21 protein-coding genes are annotated in these 16,682 nt (G+C 42.3%); 12 read left to right on the top strand and 9 right to left on the bottom strand.

The features are described from left to right. Positions 1-3 precede the first annotated feature (3 nt). Together NRF22_RS00580 and NRF22_RS00585 are read right to left on the bottom strand one after the other, a co-directional pair. Entirely contained in the window at positions 4-516 is a 513-nt protein-coding gene (locus NRF22_RS00580; protein ID WP_263778682.1) for a GNAT family N-acetyltransferase, read from the bottom strand. A 92-nt stretch (positions 517-608) separates the two neighbouring features. Next, positions 609-1,250, bottom strand: a complete 642-nt coding sequence (locus NRF22_RS00585; RefSeq protein ID WP_263778683.1) for a dihydrofolate reductase family protein — start codon at positions 1,248-1,250, stop codon at positions 609-611. A 123-nt stretch (positions 1,251-1,373) separates the two neighbouring features. Here NRF22_RS00585 and NRF22_RS00590 point away from each other — a divergent pair, with 123 nt between their 5' ends. The 7 genes from NRF22_RS00590 to NRF22_RS00620 all read left to right on the top strand — a co-directional run bounded on the left by NRF22_RS00590 (position 1,374) and on the right by NRF22_RS00620 (position 7,300). Then, positions 1,374-1,625 carry a GlsB/YeaQ/YmgE family stress response membrane protein gene (locus NRF22_RS00590; RefSeq protein ID WP_263778684.1) on the top strand — a complete coding sequence of 84 codons (252 nt, stop codon included), beginning with the start codon at positions 1,374-1,376 and terminating at the stop codon, positions 1,623-1,625. Positions 1,626-1,855: 230 nt separating this feature from the next. After that, positions 1,856-3,253 (top strand): FAD-binding oxidoreductase, encoded by a 1,398-nt coding sequence (locus tag NRF22_RS00595; protein ID WP_263778685.1) that lies wholly within the window; start codon positions 1,856-1,858, stop codon positions 3,251-3,253. A 195-nt stretch (positions 3,254-3,448) separates the two neighbouring features. Continuing rightward, positions 3,449-4,363, top strand: a complete 915-nt coding sequence (locus NRF22_RS00600) for a metal ABC transporter solute-binding protein (RefSeq protein ID WP_263778686.1) — start codon at positions 3,449-3,451, stop codon at positions 4,361-4,363. Between the two features lie 84 nt (positions 4,364-4,447). Further along, a complete protein-coding gene (locus tag NRF22_RS00605; protein WP_263779258.1) occupies positions 4,448-5,086 on the top strand; it encodes an ATP-binding cassette domain-containing protein in 639 nt (212 codons plus the stop codon). Positions 5,087-5,097: 11 nt separating this feature from the next. Beyond that, positions 5,098-5,895 carry a metal ABC transporter permease gene (locus tag NRF22_RS00610; protein ID WP_263778688.1) on the top strand — a complete coding sequence of 266 codons (798 nt, stop codon included), beginning with the start codon at positions 5,098-5,100 and terminating at the stop codon, positions 5,893-5,895. Between the two features lie 89 nt (positions 5,896-5,984). Further along, positions 5,985-6,425, top strand: coding sequence for a Fur family transcriptional regulator (locus NRF22_RS00615; protein WP_263778690.1), 441 nt, complete (start codon positions 5,985-5,987; stop codon positions 6,423-6,425). Then, positions 6,422-7,300: an N-acetylmuramoyl-L-alanine amidase gene (locus NRF22_RS00620; RefSeq protein WP_263778691.1), complete on the top strand. Its 879-nt coding sequence runs from the start codon at positions 6,422-6,424 to the stop codon at positions 7,298-7,300. Before NRF22_RS00615 ends, NRF22_RS00620 begins: the two co-directional genes overlap by 4 nt. Positions 7,301-7,337: 37 nt before the next feature. Here the strand turns inward: NRF22_RS00620 and NRF22_RS00625 are convergent, their stop codons facing one another. Next, positions 7,338-7,535: a hypothetical protein gene (locus tag NRF22_RS00625; RefSeq protein ID WP_263778692.1), complete on the bottom strand. Its 198-nt coding sequence runs from the start codon at positions 7,533-7,535 to the stop codon at positions 7,338-7,340. Between the two features lie 151 nt (positions 7,536-7,686). Here NRF22_RS00625 and NRF22_RS00630 point away from each other — a divergent pair, with 151 nt between their 5' ends. Together NRF22_RS00630 and NRF22_RS00635 are read left to right on the top strand one after the other, a co-directional pair. Further along, positions 7,687-8,586, top strand: a complete 900-nt coding sequence (locus NRF22_RS00630; protein WP_263778693.1) for a magnesium transporter CorA family protein — start codon at positions 7,687-7,689, stop codon at positions 8,584-8,586. Positions 8,587-8,658: 72 nt separating this feature from the next. Continuing rightward, positions 8,659-9,213: an NADPH-dependent FMN reductase gene (locus NRF22_RS00635; RefSeq protein WP_263778694.1), complete on the top strand. Its 555-nt coding sequence runs from the start codon at positions 8,659-8,661 to the stop codon at positions 9,211-9,213. A 64-nt stretch (positions 9,214-9,277) separates the two neighbouring features. Here NRF22_RS00635 and NRF22_RS00640 read toward each other — a convergent pair whose 3' ends face one another. Then, positions 9,278-9,931 carry an NAD(P)-dependent oxidoreductase gene (locus tag NRF22_RS00640; protein WP_263778695.1) on the bottom strand — a complete coding sequence of 218 codons (654 nt, stop codon included), beginning with the start codon at positions 9,929-9,931 and terminating at the stop codon, positions 9,278-9,280. 258 nt (positions 9,932-10,189) lie between these two features. Here NRF22_RS00640 and NRF22_RS00645 point away from each other — a divergent pair, with 258 nt between their 5' ends. Beyond that, positions 10,190-10,711: a hypothetical protein gene (locus NRF22_RS00645; RefSeq protein ID WP_263778696.1), complete on the top strand. Its 522-nt coding sequence runs from the start codon at positions 10,190-10,192 to the stop codon at positions 10,709-10,711. 38 nt (positions 10,712-10,749) lie between these two features. Here NRF22_RS00645 and NRF22_RS00650 read toward each other — a convergent pair whose 3' ends face one another. Beyond that, a complete protein-coding gene (locus NRF22_RS00650) occupies positions 10,750-11,667 on the bottom strand; it encodes a nucleoside hydrolase (RefSeq protein ID WP_263778698.1) in 918 nt (305 codons plus the stop codon). Between the two features lie 55 nt (positions 11,668-11,722). Continuing rightward, a complete protein-coding gene (locus NRF22_RS00655; protein ID WP_263778700.1) occupies positions 11,723-12,181 on the bottom strand; it encodes a MerR family transcriptional regulator in 459 nt (152 codons plus the stop codon). A 172-nt stretch (positions 12,182-12,353) separates the two neighbouring features. Between NRF22_RS00655 and NRF22_RS00660 the strand changes: the two genes are divergently transcribed. Both NRF22_RS00660 and NRF22_RS00665 read left to right on the top strand, forming a co-directional pair. Continuing rightward, a complete protein-coding gene (locus NRF22_RS00660; protein ID WP_263778701.1) occupies positions 12,354-13,856 on the top strand; it encodes an MDR family MFS transporter in 1,503 nt (500 codons plus the stop codon). Next, positions 13,853-14,587, top strand: a complete 735-nt coding sequence (locus NRF22_RS00665) for a DUF4811 domain-containing protein (protein ID WP_263778702.1) — start codon at positions 13,853-13,855, stop codon at positions 14,585-14,587. Before NRF22_RS00660 ends, NRF22_RS00665 begins: the two co-directional genes overlap by 4 nt. Positions 14,588-14,618: 31 nt before the next feature. On the opposite strand, the gene NRF22_RS00670 is transcribed toward NRF22_RS00665, so the two are convergent. The 3 genes from NRF22_RS00670 to NRF22_RS00680 are packed head-to-tail and all read right to left on the bottom strand — an operon-like array spanning position 14,619 to position 16,524. Beyond that, a complete protein-coding gene (locus NRF22_RS00670; RefSeq protein ID WP_263778703.1) occupies positions 14,619-14,981 on the bottom strand; it encodes a fluoride efflux transporter FluC in 363 nt (120 codons plus the stop codon). Beyond that, positions 14,971-15,348 (bottom strand): fluoride efflux transporter FluC, encoded by a 378-nt coding sequence (locus NRF22_RS00675; protein WP_263778704.1) that lies wholly within the window; start codon positions 15,346-15,348, stop codon positions 14,971-14,973. The genes NRF22_RS00670 and NRF22_RS00675 overlap by 11 nt, the downstream gene beginning before the upstream one ends. Positions 15,349-15,384: 36 nt before the next feature. Continuing rightward, positions 15,385-16,524, bottom strand: a complete 1,140-nt coding sequence (locus NRF22_RS00680) for a cation:proton antiporter (RefSeq protein ID WP_263778705.1) — start codon at positions 16,522-16,524, stop codon at positions 15,385-15,387. Between the last annotated feature and the right edge of the window lie 158 nt (positions 16,525-16,682).

Below are 16,682 nucleotides of genomic sequence, written 5' to 3' on the forward strand. Positions count from 1 at the left end.
ATACTAGTCGTTTTTTAACATGAGAATCATGAGGTTTTCATCAAAATATTCTTTGCCGTCGAACAAAGAATCAGGTTCGGTGCCGTATTTGGCAAAGTTTAGTGATTTGTATAAACTGATTGCTTGTTGATTATTGGCTGACACGGCCAGCAGAATCTGTCTCAGACCCTCGATTTGACGAGCCTGATCGATGCAGAATTGAATCGTTTTGCGGGCCATACCTCGATGGCGATATTCTGGTAAACAATAAACTGAGACTAATTCTGCTTTATGCTGCTCTTTTTGATTGCTTAGCCTTCTAAGAGCCGCAATACAAATCAAATCAGATCCTATAAAAGCCCCTACGATAAAGCGGCCATTACTGTTTTGGAGGCGGTCTTTAAAATGCCGATCCGGATAACGGTTTTCTTCTTCATAAGTTGAACCAAATGCGGTTGGATCCGACAACAAAGCAGCTAATCGTATTTGCCGATATTGATCAAAATCATTTTCATTTAAGAATCTTATCTCTAGCATCTGACCGATTGTTTTCCGTCCCTAGCCGGCAAGACCAGCTCGTTTTGTCATTGATTGTAGCAAATGACAGACAAAAAATGTTTGCGATACCTCTACCGTATCGTCTGATAGGTAAGGCCCAGAGCGTCGGAATCAAAGCTTTGATTTTCAAGCAGTTTTAAGTCAACTTTGTTCTTAATACCCTGAAATAAAGGCAGTCCCTGGCCGATCAGAACAGGCGAAATGGTAATCTTATACTCATCAATTAAATCCAGTGCCATCAAAGAGTGGGCCAATCTAGGGCTCCCGAGTATCACCATGTCTTGACCCGGCTGCTGTTTCAGGCGATTGATTTCTTTTTTGACATTATCTTGGACGAGCCTTGTGTGATGCCATTCGACTTCCTTAAGTGTTCTGGAAAACACAATTTTGTCTACCTGTTCGATCCAATCAGCGTGATGTCTTTCATATGGCGAGGCTGATGGATTCGCCGGGACAGTCGGCCAATAATCATGCATCATCTGATAAGTTCGGCGGCCCCAAATGACAGTATCTGCAGTGTTCAGAACTTTTTCTGCATATTTTTCTAAATCGGCGTCGTAAGCAATCCAGCCGATACCCATAGCACCATTCGGCCCTTCTACAAAACCATCAAGTGAAGCATGTAAAAATAGAACCAGCTTTCTCATTTTTATTTTTCCCTTGTCATCTATTTTGGCAAACAGAAAGCGCTTACCAATACTTAAATTATACAAATGTCCAATATTGGCAAGATCAACAAGACCTTCAAATCCGAGAAATGAGTGACTTTGTGATTTTTGTTAAAATAGAGTTGTGGCCAACTGAGGTCAATAAAAAAGCTCCGGAAAGGAATTATCATGCTTCATTTACTTTGGGTATTAATCATCGGCGCGATCATCGGCGCAATTGCTGGTGCGATTACGAGTAAAGGCAAGTCAATGGGCTGGATCGCTAATATCGTAGCTGGTTTAGTCGGTTCATGGCTTGGCGAATCCATTCTCGGAGATTGGGGTTGGCATGTTGCCGGGATAGCTGTTTTCCAATCAATCATCGGTGCAGTCGTTGTCGTCTTAATTGTTTCTTGGTTAACGACAAGGAGTAATAAATAATCTAATTCTTTTTACATTAAAAACCAGCCACTGATTGGGCTGGTTTTTATTTTGACTGCTTTTATTTGAATTATTTGCTAACAAATTTCTTTTATTTCTTGACATGTTTGCGCTTTCGTTGTAAAACTGATTTATTGTTACTTTTAGTAAGCATATGGTTGTTTATTATTTTAAAGGCCGATTTTTAACCAACTAAAAATGCAGCAATTGATTTTGAAAGGATATTAAGTATGGCAGTATTTACAGCTCATAGTCATCAGGAGATGATTGATTATTTAAAAAAAGCCGCACCTCACGCTGAGATTCATATTGGTGACCTTATGGCGGACGAACATACGGCAAATGGCCGGGCGCAGGACCAGATTGACGGCAAAATTTTTGCTTATGTGGCCGTTAGCGACAAGGACGATATCGGCGGCGTTTTAAAAACCGCCATGAAATTCCATTTGCCGATTGTCGCGCAGGGCGCTGATACGAGTACTGTGATTGGCGCTGACGGTGTCAATGGTGGGATTATTCTTTCAGTTGCCAAACTGAATCATATTATCGAGATTAGCCAAGGCGACGGATTAGCCGTCGTTGAACCTGGCGTCATTAATCAGGATTTGGATCAAGCCGCCCGCAAACAAGGCTTGTTTTATGCGCCGGATCCAGCCTCCAAACCCTTATCATCAATTGGCGGCAATGCCTCGACGAATGCTGGCGGCCTCAGCGGTGCGCGCTATGGGGCGACAAAAGATTCAGTGCTAGGTTTGAAAGTGATGCTGACAAACGGCCATGAAATCAAGCTTGGCGGCCGGACACTGAAGCAGGCTTTCGGCTATGATTTGACGCAGCTTTTTGTCGGCTCTGAAGGCACTTTTGGCATTATCACAGAAGTGACTGTTAAACTGTTTCCAATTCCTTATGGCAAAACGATTCGCGGCATTGCTTTCTTTGATGATATGACCAAACTAGCTAAGGGTGTTCAGGCCTTACGGATGTCTGGTCTGTATCCGACGATGCTGGAAGCTCTGGATGGCAAGACGGTTCAGTCTTTGGATCAATATGAAGACAGTCATTATGCCAAGACGGCCAGTTCAGCCATGCTGATTTTTGGCTTTGACGGCGCTAGCGACACGCAGCTGCAGATTTCTGAAAAAATCTTAAAAGAGCATGAAGCTTGGAATATTACAGTCACTGATGATCCGAATAAAGCAGCACAGTTAGTTAAGCTGCGCCAGGACATGCTGCCGGCTGTGTTTGCCAATACAAAATATCACATTATGGAAGACATGGCTGTCCCATTATCGCAATTAGCTGTGATGACTGATTTTATCGACCAGACAGCCAAAGACTTATCACTGGATATTTACACGGCCGGGCACGCTGGAGATGGTAATCTGCACCCGAGCCTGCTTTGGGACGGCCAGCCAACGCCGCCTGACGCTGTTATTGAAGGGATTCGCCGCTTATTTTATAAGACCTTGGCGCTGGGCGGAACCATTTCCGGCGAGCATGCGGTCGGTATGTCAAAAAACCTATGGACCAACGAAGAATTAGGTGACGATGTTGATGTCATTCAGCATCAGTTAAAAAATCTTTTTGATCCCATGGGAATTTTGAATCCGAAAAGAAAAATTAATTAAAGAGTCAACCGCCTGCCGATGGCGGTTTTTTAGTGCCGTTGCCAAAAATCTTTGTGAAATAAGTTAATAGCTCGTGATTTTTATGAAAAATTCAGCTTAAAAGAGGAAAAATTACTATTTCGGGCTTATTTTGATAAATTATATGTTAGGATTTATTAGTAATATTTACTATTTAAGCAAGGAATTGGAGGGAATATGGTTAAGAGTTTTAAGAGTGTCTGTTTGTTAATCGCAGCATTAATTGTGTCCTTAAGTTTGTTTTTTACTTTTGGCAGTCAGCCGGCCGCTAACGCAAAAGAAGTTAAGGGGAAGATCAAAGTGCTGTCATCAGTGGATTTTTATGGTGAAGTGGCTAAGGCTGTTTTAGGCAATCAGGGAACAGTTGAAAACGTGATCAAAAAGACCAGCATTGATCCGCATGATTATCAGCCAACAACTAATGTCGCTAAGCAGGCCGATGCTGCTGATGTGCTTCTTTATAATGGTATCGGATATGACAGTTGGATGTCAAAACTAGCTCAGAATAACAAGCGTGCCCTGACCATCCGTGTGGGTGAAGATATTATGAACCGCAAAAACGGTGATAACCCGCACCTTTGGTACAATCGCAAGACAATGCCGAAAGTTGCAAATTATCTGGCTAAACATTTTGCAGCTTTAAAGCCGAGTGAAAAAGCTTATTTCAAAGCAAATGCGAAAAAGTATATTCAAAACAACATTCGGCCGATTAACCGCAAAATCGCCGCATTGAGCAAAAAAAGCGATGGTAAATTAGTTGATGTCAGCGAACCGGTCTTTGATTACGCACTTGCAAGTCTTGGATATAAGGAGAACAACACTGGATTTGCCAAGTCTGTTGAAGATGGCACCGACCCTGCGCCTAAGGATGTTGCCAACATGCAACAGGATATCCGCAAACGGAAAATTGCCTTTTTTGTTCAAAATACGCAGGCTACTGATAAAACCGTCGGCAATCTGGTCAGACTAGCCAAAAAGTATCAGGTACCAGTTCTAAAAGTGACTGAAACGAAACCGAAAGGCAAGAGCTATAAACAATGGATGCTCAGCCAGTATAATCAAGTAGGCCGGATTCAAAATGAAGCTAAGTAATTTATGGCTTAGACCTTTTCTAACTAAGGAGAAAAACATTTGACAGAAGCAGCACAAGCAATTATTTCTTTTGTTAATTTGAAAATGACCTTTAAAAATCGTGTCCTTTATGAAAATCTGAACTTGGATATTCAAAAGGGAGATTTTTTTTGTCTATTAGGATCTAATGGCACCGGCAAGACAACTTTAATATATTTGCTGCTAGGTCTCTTGACTCCTAGTGACGGTAAAATATGGCTCAATCCTGAGATAATGACTAAAAATGATATCGGTTATGTCCCGCAGTTTCGCAATATTGAAGAAAATTACCCGCTCTCAATCGAAAATTTCGTCGCTTTGAAGTTAAGCCATTCTCTCAGGCCTTGGCTAAGCTGTTCTGAACGCGCACAGGTACGCCAAGCACTTGAAAAGACAAATCTTTGGCAGAAAAGAAAACAAATTATGGGCAAGGCATCCGGCGGTGAAAAACAACGTGCTTACCTAGCACAAGCGATTCTCAATCAGCCTAAACTTTTGATTTTAGATGAATCAACTGCAAGCCTTGACCAGCAGTCTAAATATGATGTTTTGGATCTTGTAACTAAATTGAACAAAGACAATCAGACCACGATTATTTTCATCTCTCATGATTGGCCGCTGGTCAAAAAGTACGGGAAACATTATTTGGAATTATTCCCCGACAAATTTAAGTACGGTAAAGTGGCCGATTTGGCTGAAAATTGAAAGGAGAATCCATGTTATCGTTAGATTTTATGCAGCATGCCTACGAAGCGGGGACGATTGTCGCGATCTTATGCGGCATTGTTGGTGTTTTTGTGGTTGCCAGAAAATTGTCTTTTCTCGCTCACACACTTTCTGAAATCGGCTTTTCCGGTGCGGCCTTTGGCGTTTGGATCGGATGGGCACCCTTTCAGTCGATGATGTTATTCACTTTTCTGAGTTCAATTTTAGCCAGTCGAATTGGGATTAATCAGCAGAGAAGGGATGCAGCAACAAGCTCTGTTTCGGCTTTATTTATGGGATTAGGCGTTCTGTTTCTTTCTTTTTCCAGCAAAAATGCTTCCTATACAACAAGTATTTTATTCGGTAGTATCGTCGGGATTAGTTTTGGCAACGTGATCCAAATCATTGTTGTTTCTATGATTGTCATGATTCTGACGATGTTGATTTATCGCCGTTTGAAATTTGATTCTTTTGATCAGATTGGTTCTCAAATTACAGATAGAAAAAATAATTATATCAATATTATTTTCATCGTCATGATGGCTTTAAGCGTGAGTGTCGCTTCACAAATTGTTGGGGCTTTGCTGATTTTTATTTTGCTGACATTGCCAGCTTATACGGCACAATTTTACGCCCGTTCTGTTTCGGCTATGATTTTTATCAGTATTGGCCTTTCCTTAGTTGGTACTTGGCTTGGCCTGTATCTGGCTTATGAAACTAATTGGCCGGTCACATTTTTCATCGCAGCGATCGAAACTTTCTTTTATTTGGCCAGCTTATTTGCCAAGACCATCAAAGCGCAAAAATAGGAAGATGATGCCCCATATAAGAATGCTATGTTATTGTTTTAAACGAAGGCCATTTGGATTAGTTATATGGTTTTAGAAGGTATATCAGCATGATAAAGACAGTCGGTATCGGCGAAGCACTCGAGGTCATGAAAAAAAACGGCCTGAAAATTACAAATCAAAGAAGCGATATGCTGCAGTATTTAGCAGATCGACAAGATTATTATCTGCCCATTAAAGAGATTGATCTCTTTTTGCGTCAGACTTACAAACATATGAGTTATGAAACGGTTTATCGCAATGTTCAGGAACTCGAAAAAATTTCAGTGCTTGAGACACGTAATTTTAAAAACGGCCTTTGTGTGAAATATCAATGTGATTTCAAGAATCTGAAACACTGCCACTTTATCTGTGAAAAATGCCGCCGTGTGATTGAATTAAAACGACCGGATTTGACTGATTTCCAAAAACAAATTCCTGATTGCGAAATTAATTCAACAGACTTTGAACTTTTCGGTGTCTGTGCCGATTGTTTGGCGGCGGCAGTTTGAATATTTGGCGGCAAAAAAAATTCATCAACCGTTTGTCGGTCCAAAAAAGACGTCGATGGTTGATTGCTATTTTTATACTGCTGATTTTGCTGGCTGCAGGAACTTTTTATCTGCTGCATCGTTCTTTACAATTGACTGTCCAGGCTGGCTCTGTGAATTTGTGTGCTTCGCCTTCACCGCGGTCGCGTATTATTCGACGTGTGGCTAGAGGCCAACGAGTGACCGTTCTCCGACGCAATCAACAAACGGATTGGTATTATGTAAGATCGGCTTCTAGCAAAGGCTGGGTGGCTGCCTGGCTTTTAAGAGATCAGAGTTACGATGCGGCAAAGAGCGGTCGTTTAGCCGAAAGTACGATTGTGCTGGACCCTGGTCATGGCGGTATTGATTCCGGCACTTTAGCACCTGACGGCGCAATGGAAAAACACTATACGCTGCCAACGGCTCTAAAGACCTATCGTTTGTTAAAAGCTCAACATGCTCGTGTGTTAATGACAAGGCACAGTGATAAAACTGTTAGTCTGGCGGCACGGCCGGCGATGTCTAATCGTGTCAAGGCAACCTTATTTATCAGCTTTCATTTTAATTCTGCAGGGCAGCGCAATTTAGCTTATGGCTATGAGGTTTTTAAATATCATCATAATGCCGACCAGCTCGCGGCTAGTCTTGATCAGGGTTTCCACAATCTGCCTTTATACGATCGCGGCATTGCCTATGGTAATTTTCAAGTCTTGCGGGATAACCGCCGTCCGGCTGTCCTGATTGAGATGGGATTTATGGATAGCGATTTTGATTTTCCATATATCAAGAACCCGGCTTATCAGCAGCAGGTTGCGGTTGATATTGTGGCCTCGTTGAATCGTTATATAAAATAAAAAACCTGTATTTTGAGACATCCTCATCTACAGGTTTTTATTTATTAATTTCGCTGATTTTATCTTTGGCAGCGTTTCTTAAAGCGTAGAGCTTCTTTTCGGCTTGGCTCAGCAGCTGATCGCTTTGGCCCTTAGCAAGTTTTAATTGGTCTGCGGTTGCTTTGTCTTCCGCCTCAGGTGCTTGGATTTGTTTGTGTTCCTTGAGTGAATTCGCTTGATCTTCTTTAACTGACATGGCTCTTCCTCCTTGGAAATGATCATACTTGTACCGGTTTTCTGCCGATGGCTTTATTTTATCAGCCAAGGGTTAAACTAATATTAAGCGCTTCCAGAAACAAATCCTTATTGCGCGGTTAATTAAAACAACGGGAGGAGTCCTGACTTTGTTGAAAAAATATTCATCTGACAGCAGGCATCGCTTCGATCTCGTCTTGGTCGAGAATTATACCCAAGCTGATAAGGACCTGCTCGAAAATCAATATCAGATTGATCCGTTATTGCTTGAGTATGTCGATGATAAGAATGGTCCGGCGCGCATTGAAAGCGAAGACTCCTTAGAGGATGCTGTGATTGTTTTCTGGGTACCGATCAGTGAAAAATCGCATTCTGAGCCTATCTCTGTCATTTTTCACAAACAGCAGATGCTGATGTTTGTGACCTCAAAAATGACTTTTATTCATGATAGCGTCATGGATTTGTTAAAACAGCAGGAAGGCGATCGTGCTGAGTTTTTGTTAGATCTTTTGCTTCTGACCCTGAACAAATATATGGATATCATTTCAAATTTGTCTGAGCGAACGGAACACATTCAGACGCATTTAAGTTCCCATCGTAATAGCAGAAATTTTGAAAATCTGACAAGAGTGAATCGGAATGTTGTTTATCTTCGCTCGGCCGTCAAAGAAAATGCTGACTGTTTTTCTCAGATCCATTCTTTTTTCAAAGATACACATGTCCAGATCAAGACGGTATCTGCACGCAAACTTCGGAAACTCAATCTCGCAGTTCGCCAGTCAACCAGATTGATCGATTTGATATCGGAAAATGTTGAGCAGTTAAGTGATGCCTATGATCGCTTGATTAATAATGATCTGAATGCGATTATGCGTTTTTTGACAGTCTGGTCGCTGCTGTTGGCCATTCCGCCCATCGTGAGCGGTTTTTATGGTATGAATATGCATCTGCCGCTGGCCGCAGGATCACTAGCATGGTTGATTTCGTTAATCGTGACTGTTATTTTAATGCTCTTATTAATCATCTATCTTCATCATCACCATTCTTTATAAAAGACCGCTTGATTTCCTTATTTTTTAGCGTTATATTTAACTTACAAAAAGTAAGGAGATATGAAGAATATCATGACTAAAAAAGTGGCCTTAATCGTGGGCAGTTTAAGAAAAAAGTCTTATACACGTGCCATTGCAACACAAGCAGCCGCCTTGCTGCCTGGAGGATTTGAACTTGTTAACGTGAAAATTTCGGATCTGGCACTTTATAATCAGGACTTTGATGACGAAAAAAAGGTTCCGGAGAGCTGGCAGCGTTTTAGGCAGCAGATGGCTGATATTGATGCTGTGATTTTTGCGACACCTGAATATAATCGCTCCATGCCGGCTGCCTTAAAGAATGCTTTGGATGTGGGTTCTCGGCCAATTGGACAGAGTGTCTGGAATGGCAAACCTGCTTTGATCATCAGTGTTTCTATCGGCGGCATTGCTGGATTTGGTGCCAACCATCATTTGCGCCAGTCCTTGGTCTTTTTGAACATGCCAGTGGTCGCTCAACCTGAGGTGTACATAGGCAACGTCCGAAACCTCTTGGATGATAATCTCAAAATAACTAATCCGGGCACAATCGCTTTTTTGCAAACCGCTATCAATACTTTTGCTGATTTAGTTAAACGCTTTTCATAATTGTAGTTTTCTCTTCATATTAAAAAAGCCGTGCGAGCTCATCATCGCACGACTTTTTTTATTTTTAATCACCATCAGCAATTGTAAAACGCGTTTGGTGATAATTTTCGTGTTCAATCTCGTCCAAAATTGCTTTGGCCATTGTTCCTGAAGAAGTTTCGGATTGGCCGGCTTGATTAAACAGCAGGTCATCTTTGCCTTTTAATATAGCTGTAGCAGCACCAGCATGAAATGAAGCGGCAGGAGATACAGCAACCCAATTAACATCATCGACGTTTTGCAAAAATTGCAGTTCCTTTAATTGATTTTGCGGTACCGAAATAAAGGAATCGTTTTGTGGATCTTTTTCCATATCTTTCACAACTAGATGGTGATCTTCACTAATGTGCAGGCTGCCAGCACCAAGAATAAAGAATAAACGCGGCTGGCTGCTTTGCCGAAGCAGAGCAATCAATTTGGCCGCTAAATCAACATGCAGATAAGCCTTGTCAGGGCTGCTGGCAAAGGCATCGATCAGGACGTCACTGTTTGATAGATCATTTTTTGTCAGAGCAAAAGCATCTTTAAGCAAAGTTTGAATACTCGGTATCTTAGTCTTCAAATCAACCAATTTTTCTGCTGATCGTGCGATGGCAGTGACATCATGGCCTCTTTTGGCTGCCTCTGAGACGATTGCTGACCCAGCCATACCCGTTGCACCAATTACTGTTATTTTCATTTTTGATCTCCTTTTTACTTACTTTAGTATAGCAACCAAATCAGTCGATTGCTATTTCAATGACCAATTATTTGTCATTATTCTCAGATGTGATCGATAAAAGGGTTGGATTTTCCTTGCTGATGCACTAATATGTTAATCATTGAACAATTATTTATTTGATGAGAAAGCGGGTTTATTTCTATGATTCATCCAATCGTTCATCCGAAAATTTTAACAAATCTAGCGAAATTGATTCGAGCGTTATGCGAACCGCCAATGATTACTGTATATCTCATGGTGATCTTTTACATGACTGGCCTTTTGACTGCTTTAGATCAGATTACTGTCGTTTTAGCACTGCTGGTTATCCTGCCTTTAGCTTCCTATCTATTGGCCGACTTTATTCCGCAGGTCCGGCGGCGTGGGCCGGAAGGGAAACGCCGAATTGCATTCTACGTTTATCCGATAGGCTACATTGTGGCTTTTTTGTACGCACTGTTCTTCTCAGTTAAAGTGCTGACTTTTAAACTGCTGCTGACCTACTTGATCTCAGCCATATTTCTCGTAATTTTTAATAAAATCCTTCACATTCGAGCCAGTGGACATACTTGCGGCACGGTCGGACCGTATTTAATGGCTAGCTTTTCTCTGGGGCTGGGATATGGATTTTGGCTGGGGGTCGCCGTTGTAATCGTCATTTGGGCTTCGCTATATTTAGGAAGACACACAATGCAGGAAATCATTTGGGGCGCTGTCTGCAGTATTTTGGGTTTTCTGATCGGCTTTGTTTTATTCTAATAACTAAATTAAAAAGCCTCTCAGATAGGAAGGCTTTTTTATGTGTTGATTTTAGACAGGGCAGACATCTCTTTAATCAGCCAGCCATTTAGCTGTTGACTATCGACATCGGTCAATACTTTGACATTTGTATCTCTGCGGTCGGATAAATCAGCCACGCTGGCACCTCGCGCCGGCCCGTCTTTTTGAATGGCAATATAGTAGTTGCGGCTTTTGTAGAATTCCGGATGAAGCAAGTAGGCAATTGTGTTTAAGTCGTAGACGATAAATCCGTTTTCCTGGCGTTCGGCATAATCTTTCAATAAAGTTGCAAGTTTGTCGCCAACAAAACCAAATCTAGCCAGCTGGTCATTAGTCTGAAATTGGATCAGCGCTTTCTGCGATACGTCAATACCCGCCGTAATAATCGGGATTCCTGAACGATAAATCAAATCGGCAGCTTCCGGGTCGCAATAAATATTGAATTCGGCGACGCTGGACATATTGCCCTGAGACAAAGTACCGCCCATGAGGATAAACTCTTTGATTTTTGGCTTAATATCCGGGTGTTCAACCAGCAGCAATGCTAGGTTCGTGTAGGCGCCAGTCCCGACGATGGTCATTGGATGAGAACTTTCGATTAGTGTTTCGTAGATTTTGGCCACGGCATTTTCATCAGTCTCGGAAATCACCAAATCACCGTTGGCATAATCACCAAGCCCGCTTTCGCCAAACCAGGGTTCATAGCTCTCCAGTTCGCGCAATAAAGGACGAGCTGCACCGGAGGCAACAGGTACTTTGGCTTTCATATCCTGTACTAAATAAAGTGCGTTTTTCGTCGTTCGGTCGACGCTCACATTACCGGCAACGGTCGAAATTAAATCTAACTTGATTGTCGGGTCTAAGATTGCGGCCACGATTGCAAAAGCGTCGTCAACTCCCGGATCACAGTCTAAAATGATGTGTTTCTCTGCCAATGTTTCAGCCTCGCTTAAGTCCTATCGTCTTTTCTTAATTATAGACACTGTGAGCCTACTGGATGAGAAAACGTATCTCCGTATCGGTGACTTTGGCGATTAGGTGCTTATCAGGCTGGGGGTCAAAACTGCCAAAATCAATAAATGTCGCTGTATCGGTCTCTTGAATGCCGTTCAGACGATCTGCGACAAGATGTTTAAAGGCTTTCACAACGGCTGAATGATGGTCGGCTTTAGCAACGGCTGCGGCCAGTGTGAAACCTTCATCTTGCAAATGCTTGATGATGGCCACTCGAAAGACGGTGCCATAGGAAAACTTTTTCTTTTTTGGATCGTCACGGCTGATAATATAACCTTTCTCCAGCCAGTAGCGTAGTTGTGTTTGAGAAACGCCGGTCGCCTGTGAAAGATCAGCAATTCCGATTAAGACCTTATCTTCTTTAACAATTGATTGAATTAAGGGACGAAAATCAGTAAAATCGTTGAATTGTGTGTCTGCTTGTATGTCGCTCATATCTGTACCAATGAGTCTATTTTATCATGCTAAAGTTACTACGAATCCTAGAATTAATATATTTTTCATAATGATGATATGACAAATGTTTACAACTATCTGCTAAAGCGGTATATTTGACTAGTTATTTTTAACGAGCAGAAATCACAAACACAAGAAAGAAGGTATTTCAATGTCAAAAGCAATTGATTCTAAGGGTCAGCCCTATAATCGTTTGATGATGATCATTGTCTTATTGGTTGGTACGTTTTGTACTGTCCTCAATCAGACAATCCTCGCAACAGCCTTTCCAACCTTAATGAAGGCTTTCAATATTTCGACCTCGACAGTCCAATGGCTGACGACTGGCTTTCTACTGGTCAACGGTATTATGATTCCTGTTTCAGCATGGTTGTCCAACCGTTTCAACTCCAAGTGGCTTTATATTTCATCGATGGCCATTTTTGAGATCGGCACAATCATGGCCTGGGCAGCTCCGAGCTTTGCCTTTCTCTTATCTGGACGTCTGATTCAGGCTGTCGGTGTCGGCATTTCGATGCCTTTGCTGCAGAATATTATGCTATCCATCTTTCCGCCTGATAAGCGTGGCACAGCGATGGGGATGGCCGGCATTGTTATTGGCGTTGCACCTGCTATCGGACCGACATTGTCCGGCTGGGTGATTGACACCTGGCAATGGCGTGACTTGTTTGGCATGATTATCCCGATTGTTGCGGCCGTGCTGCTGGCTGCTTTCTTCTTTATGAAGCCGGTTATTGAAACATCGCGTCCAAAATTAGACTGGCTGTCTTTAGCCTTATCAACAGCTGGATTTGGCGCTTTGTTGTATGGATTTTCGTCAGTTGGCGATGATGGCTGGGGTTCAAAAACAGTCTTATCCTGCTTAATTGTTGGGTTGATTTTAATTATCTTATTCGTCTGGCGCCAATTGGCTATGAAAACACCATTTTTGCAGCTGCGTGTCTTCTCATCTTCGACTTTCACAATTGCAACGGCATTGAGTTCGGTAGTGATGATTGCGATGGTCGGTGTCGAAATGATCGTGCCGCTTTATTTACAGATTGTTCATCATATGAGCGCTTTGCATTCCGGCCTGACATTGCTGCCGGGCGCTTTGATGATGGCGGTTATGAGCCCAATTACCGGCCGTGCCTTTGACCGCATTGGTGCAAAACGTTTATCGATTGCCGGGCTCTTCTTGTTAACAGCTGGGACGTTATCCTTTGTGATGATCACACAGACAACACCTGTTATCTACATCACAGTTTTGTATGCACTGCGCATGTTTGGTATTTCAATGGTCATGATGCCTGCAACGACAGCCGGTATGAATGCGCTGCCGACGAATCTGATTGCTCATGGTACGGCCGTTAATAACACAGTTCGTCAAGTAGCCAGTTCGATTGGGACTGCGATATTGATTTCTGTTTTATCCAATGTGACGAACAATCAAATGCCAAAACAGAGTTTGTTAAAGGCGTCGCCTCTGGCTTATCAAGTAAAGGCTTTTAATGCGACTATGTCAGGTTATCATGCAGCCTTCTGGATTGCGGTTGCTTTCTGTGCTGCCGGCTTTTTGATTGCTTTCTTTATGAAAAATAAAGAGGATAGAATCTTTTCAGAAGATACTTTACAGGACACCAAAAAGCCGCTTGCTCAAGGGGGTGAAGCATGATTTTAATTCTACTGATTCTTTCTGCAGTCGCTTTTTTCGTGAGTTTTATCTATATTGACCGTCTCTTCCCAAGAACTTTACTGACTCTTATTTCAGGCGTTGTGCTGATTTTATCTTTAGCTGCTATAGCTGCCAATTATCATGATCACTTTGGTCTGCAAAAGGTGACGACTCAGCAGACTCGCCGCATTTATTCTTCAGCGGGCAGTAAAATGCCAGTTGGTCTGCTTTTATATCAGCCGATCGGTACTAGTGGCAAGGATAATGTCTATATCTACACGACCAAAGCTAACCAGAAAAAACCTAGCCATACGCAGGCTAATTCGATGACTGTAAACCGTGTGATAGCCGTGTCTTCTCAAAAAGCTCGACTTCAGACCAGTGAAACGCATTGGGAATACCGTTCTAATTTCAATCGCTTTTTATTCGGCATCGCCGGAAACGGCCATGAATTGACGCGCAGAGTTAATCGTTTTTACTTGCCAAAATCTTGGCCTCGTCTCTCGACTGTTCAAGCTAAAGCTTTACAAAAGCAAATGGGCAGCGCAAAATTCCAAGCTCAAGCCAAGACGCAGGCCGCGGCTTACGTGCAGACACATATGCAAGAAGCAATCGCTAAACAGCCTGCTTTAGCAACTGATCGTCAGGCCCAACAGCGTTTGGGCAAACAGTTTGCTGCCGATTTTCAAAGGCAATTAATTCAAGAAACTGTTTCACAACTAAAAAAATAATTTACTTAAATCCAGCCAAAGGTTGGATTTTTTATTTGTGCATCAACCAAGCGGCAAAAGCGAAGGCTGCCAAAGATAATAATACGGAGCTGACAAGATACAGCAGGGCTTTTTGGCGTTGCCGTTTGGTCGACAAGTTAACTGTTTCTAAAATAAAAGTTGAAAAGGTCGTCAAGCCGCCGATGATGCCGCTGCCGAAAAAAGTTCGCCAAGGCAGGGAAAGCGAACTGTTTAACACAATTGCCAGCAAAAAAGAACCGATAATATTGATCAGAATAGTCGCCAGAGAAAAGCCAAAAAGCCGGTCAAAGTGCGGGTAGCGCGAAATCAAGTATCTAGCTTCGCCGCCAAGGGCAGTACCTAAGGCTGAAATAAAGGTTAGTTTAATCAGCATGTTTCATGACCCTGACGATTTTTTTGCCGCTGATGAGCAGCAGTATACCAAAAACAGTTGATGAGACTAGGTAAAGCAGTGCTAGCAAAAATTGCTGCTGCCTGATGAAAGCATAGATCTCTGATATAAAAGTCGAAAAAGTCGTGAAACTGCCGATTAAACCCGTGCCAACAATTAAGGAGAAAATGCCGCTGTTTTCTTCAGAGAGCTCGACATATTCATAAGTCATGCCCATCAGTAAAGCCCCAGTTAAATTAATGACGAGTGTTACCCAGTGAAAGGGACTTTGAAAAGACAATTCCAGCAATTCTCTTAAAGCACCTGCAAAAAAAGCACAAATTAAAATAATGACACTGTTTCTCAGCAAAACTTCTCCTCCCCTATTAATTACAAATTATAGCAATTAGACATTTTGTTGTTGGTGGCCGATGATTGCTTTTAATAAAAATGGCGCAATCAGGGTGGCGGCAAAAATGGCAGCGATCACGGCTGAATAACGATCATTAGAGAGCAGTTTACTATGAAAGCCGATTTGAGCAATAATTAAAGCCATTTCGCCACGCGATACCATGCCAAAGCCAATCATTAGCGAGCTGCGATAAGAAAAAGCAAACAGGCGCGCACCAAAAGCCGCTCCCAGTGTTTTGCTGAGTACAGCAGCGATCGTGAGGATAATAAAGAAAAACGAATCCTGAACAAGACCGGTTAATCGCAAATCTAAACCGATACTGACGAAAAACACGGGAATAAACAGGGCATACCCGATTGGCTGGATACCTTCATTGATAGTTTGCTTAAAGGGAGTCTGCCCGATGGCAATTCCTGAGAAAAAAGCCCCAATCACACTGCTAAGGCCCATCAGTTCGGCTAGATAACTAAAAGCAAGACACAGAATCAAAGCCATGAGGACTTCAGACACACGCAGATCAAAAACGCCGCTCCATTTCATTAATTGTGGAATCAGCCAACGGGCTGCTGCGAGGAGGATGATAAAGAATACGATTTGACCGATGATCGTTTTCAAAATGTTTGATGTGCCTGAATCGCCGCTAATTAGACTTAATAAAATGACTGACAAGATGTCATCTGCAACGGCCGCGCCTAAAATCGTAATGCCTTCGCGGCTGCTAAGGCGATTCATTTCTTTGAGTACTTCGACTGTGATGGAGACGGAGGTTGCTGAAAAAATTAAAGCTAAAAACAGGCTTTCTCTGTGGTCCAGACCAAAAAGTTCACCAATCGCATAAAAACTGATTAGTGGCAGCAACATGCCTGTCACTGCAACTAGCAGACTTGGTTTTATAAAACGCCTCAATAAATGCAGATCGCTTTCTAAGCCGGCCATAAACATGAGAATCACAACACCAATTTCAGAAAATATTTGAGTTAAGTTATTCGGCTGAACCCAATTCAAAAGGGCCGGCCCAATGACAACACCCACGATTAATTGGCCTATCACGACTGGCAAATTGGCTTTGGCACTGAGCTGCCCAGCCAGCGTTGTCATGAATAAAATCAAACATAAGATTCCTAAAAATGCCATTTTCCGCTCCTTAATATAAAAAACCACTGACAATCAAAAATTCCTGGTAACCCAACCAGAAAAAATTCTTGAAAGCAGCGGCTTCAACCTAAATATATCTTTAATTACTTTGATTCTATCATGAAGCGATTTGTAATCGGCTTTGCTGATAACGCGTT

It is taken from the genome of Oenococcus kitaharae (genome assembly GCF_025758695.1).
GTDB lineage: Bacteria > Bacillota > Bacilli > Lactobacillales > Lactobacillaceae > Oenococcus > Oenococcus kitaharae_A.

Bases quoted from the DNA above. Each gene is read 5' to 3' on its own strand.
- NRF22_RS00580 (WP_263778682.1), bottom strand. From the start codon at position 516: ATGCTAGAGATAAGATTCTTAAATGAAAATGATTTTGATCAATATCGG.
- NRF22_RS00590 (WP_263778684.1), top strand. From the start codon at position 1,374: ATGCTTCATTTACTTTGGGTATTAATCATCGGCGCGATCATCGGCGCA.
- NRF22_RS00595 (WP_263778685.1), top strand. From the start codon at position 1,856: ATGGCAGTATTTACAGCTCATAGTCATCAGGAGATGATTGATTATTTA.
- NRF22_RS00600 (WP_263778686.1), top strand. From the start codon at position 3,449: ATGGTTAAGAGTTTTAAGAGTGTCTGTTTGTTAATCGCAGCATTAATT.
- NRF22_RS00605 (WP_263779258.1), top strand. From the start codon at position 4,448: ATGACCTTTAAAAATCGTGTCCTTTATGAAAATCTGAACTTGGATATT.
- NRF22_RS00610 (WP_263778688.1), top strand. From the start codon at position 5,098: ATGTTATCGTTAGATTTTATGCAGCATGCCTACGAAGCGGGGACGATT.
- NRF22_RS00615 (WP_263778690.1), top strand. From the start codon at position 5,985: ATGATAAAGACAGTCGGTATCGGCGAAGCACTCGAGGTCATGAAAAAA.
- NRF22_RS00625 (WP_263778692.1), bottom strand. From the start codon at position 7,535: ATGTCAGTTAAAGAAGATCAAGCGAATTCACTCAAGGAACACAAACAA.
- NRF22_RS00635 (WP_263778694.1), top strand. From the start codon at position 8,659: ATGACTAAAAAAGTGGCCTTAATCGTGGGCAGTTTAAGAAAAAAGTCT.
- NRF22_RS00640 (WP_263778695.1), bottom strand. From the start codon at position 9,931: ATGAAAATAACAGTAATTGGTGCAACGGGTATGGCTGGGTCAGCAATC.
- NRF22_RS00645 (WP_263778696.1), top strand. From the start codon at position 10,190: ATGATTACTGTATATCTCATGGTGATCTTTTACATGACTGGCCTTTTG.
- NRF22_RS00655 (WP_263778700.1), bottom strand. From the start codon at position 12,181: ATGAGCGACATACAAGCAGACACACAATTCAACGATTTTACTGATTTT.
- NRF22_RS00660 (WP_263778701.1), top strand. From the start codon at position 12,354: ATGTCAAAAGCAATTGATTCTAAGGGTCAGCCCTATAATCGTTTGATG.
- NRF22_RS00665 (WP_263778702.1), top strand. From the start codon at position 13,853: ATGATTTTAATTCTACTGATTCTTTCTGCAGTCGCTTTTTTCGTGAGT.
- NRF22_RS00670 (WP_263778703.1), bottom strand. From the start codon at position 14,981: ATGCTGATTAAACTAACCTTTATTTCAGCCTTAGGTACTGCCCTTGGC.
- NRF22_RS00680 (WP_263778705.1), bottom strand. From the start codon at position 16,524: ATGGCATTTTTAGGAATCTTATGTTTGATTTTATTCATGACAACGCTG.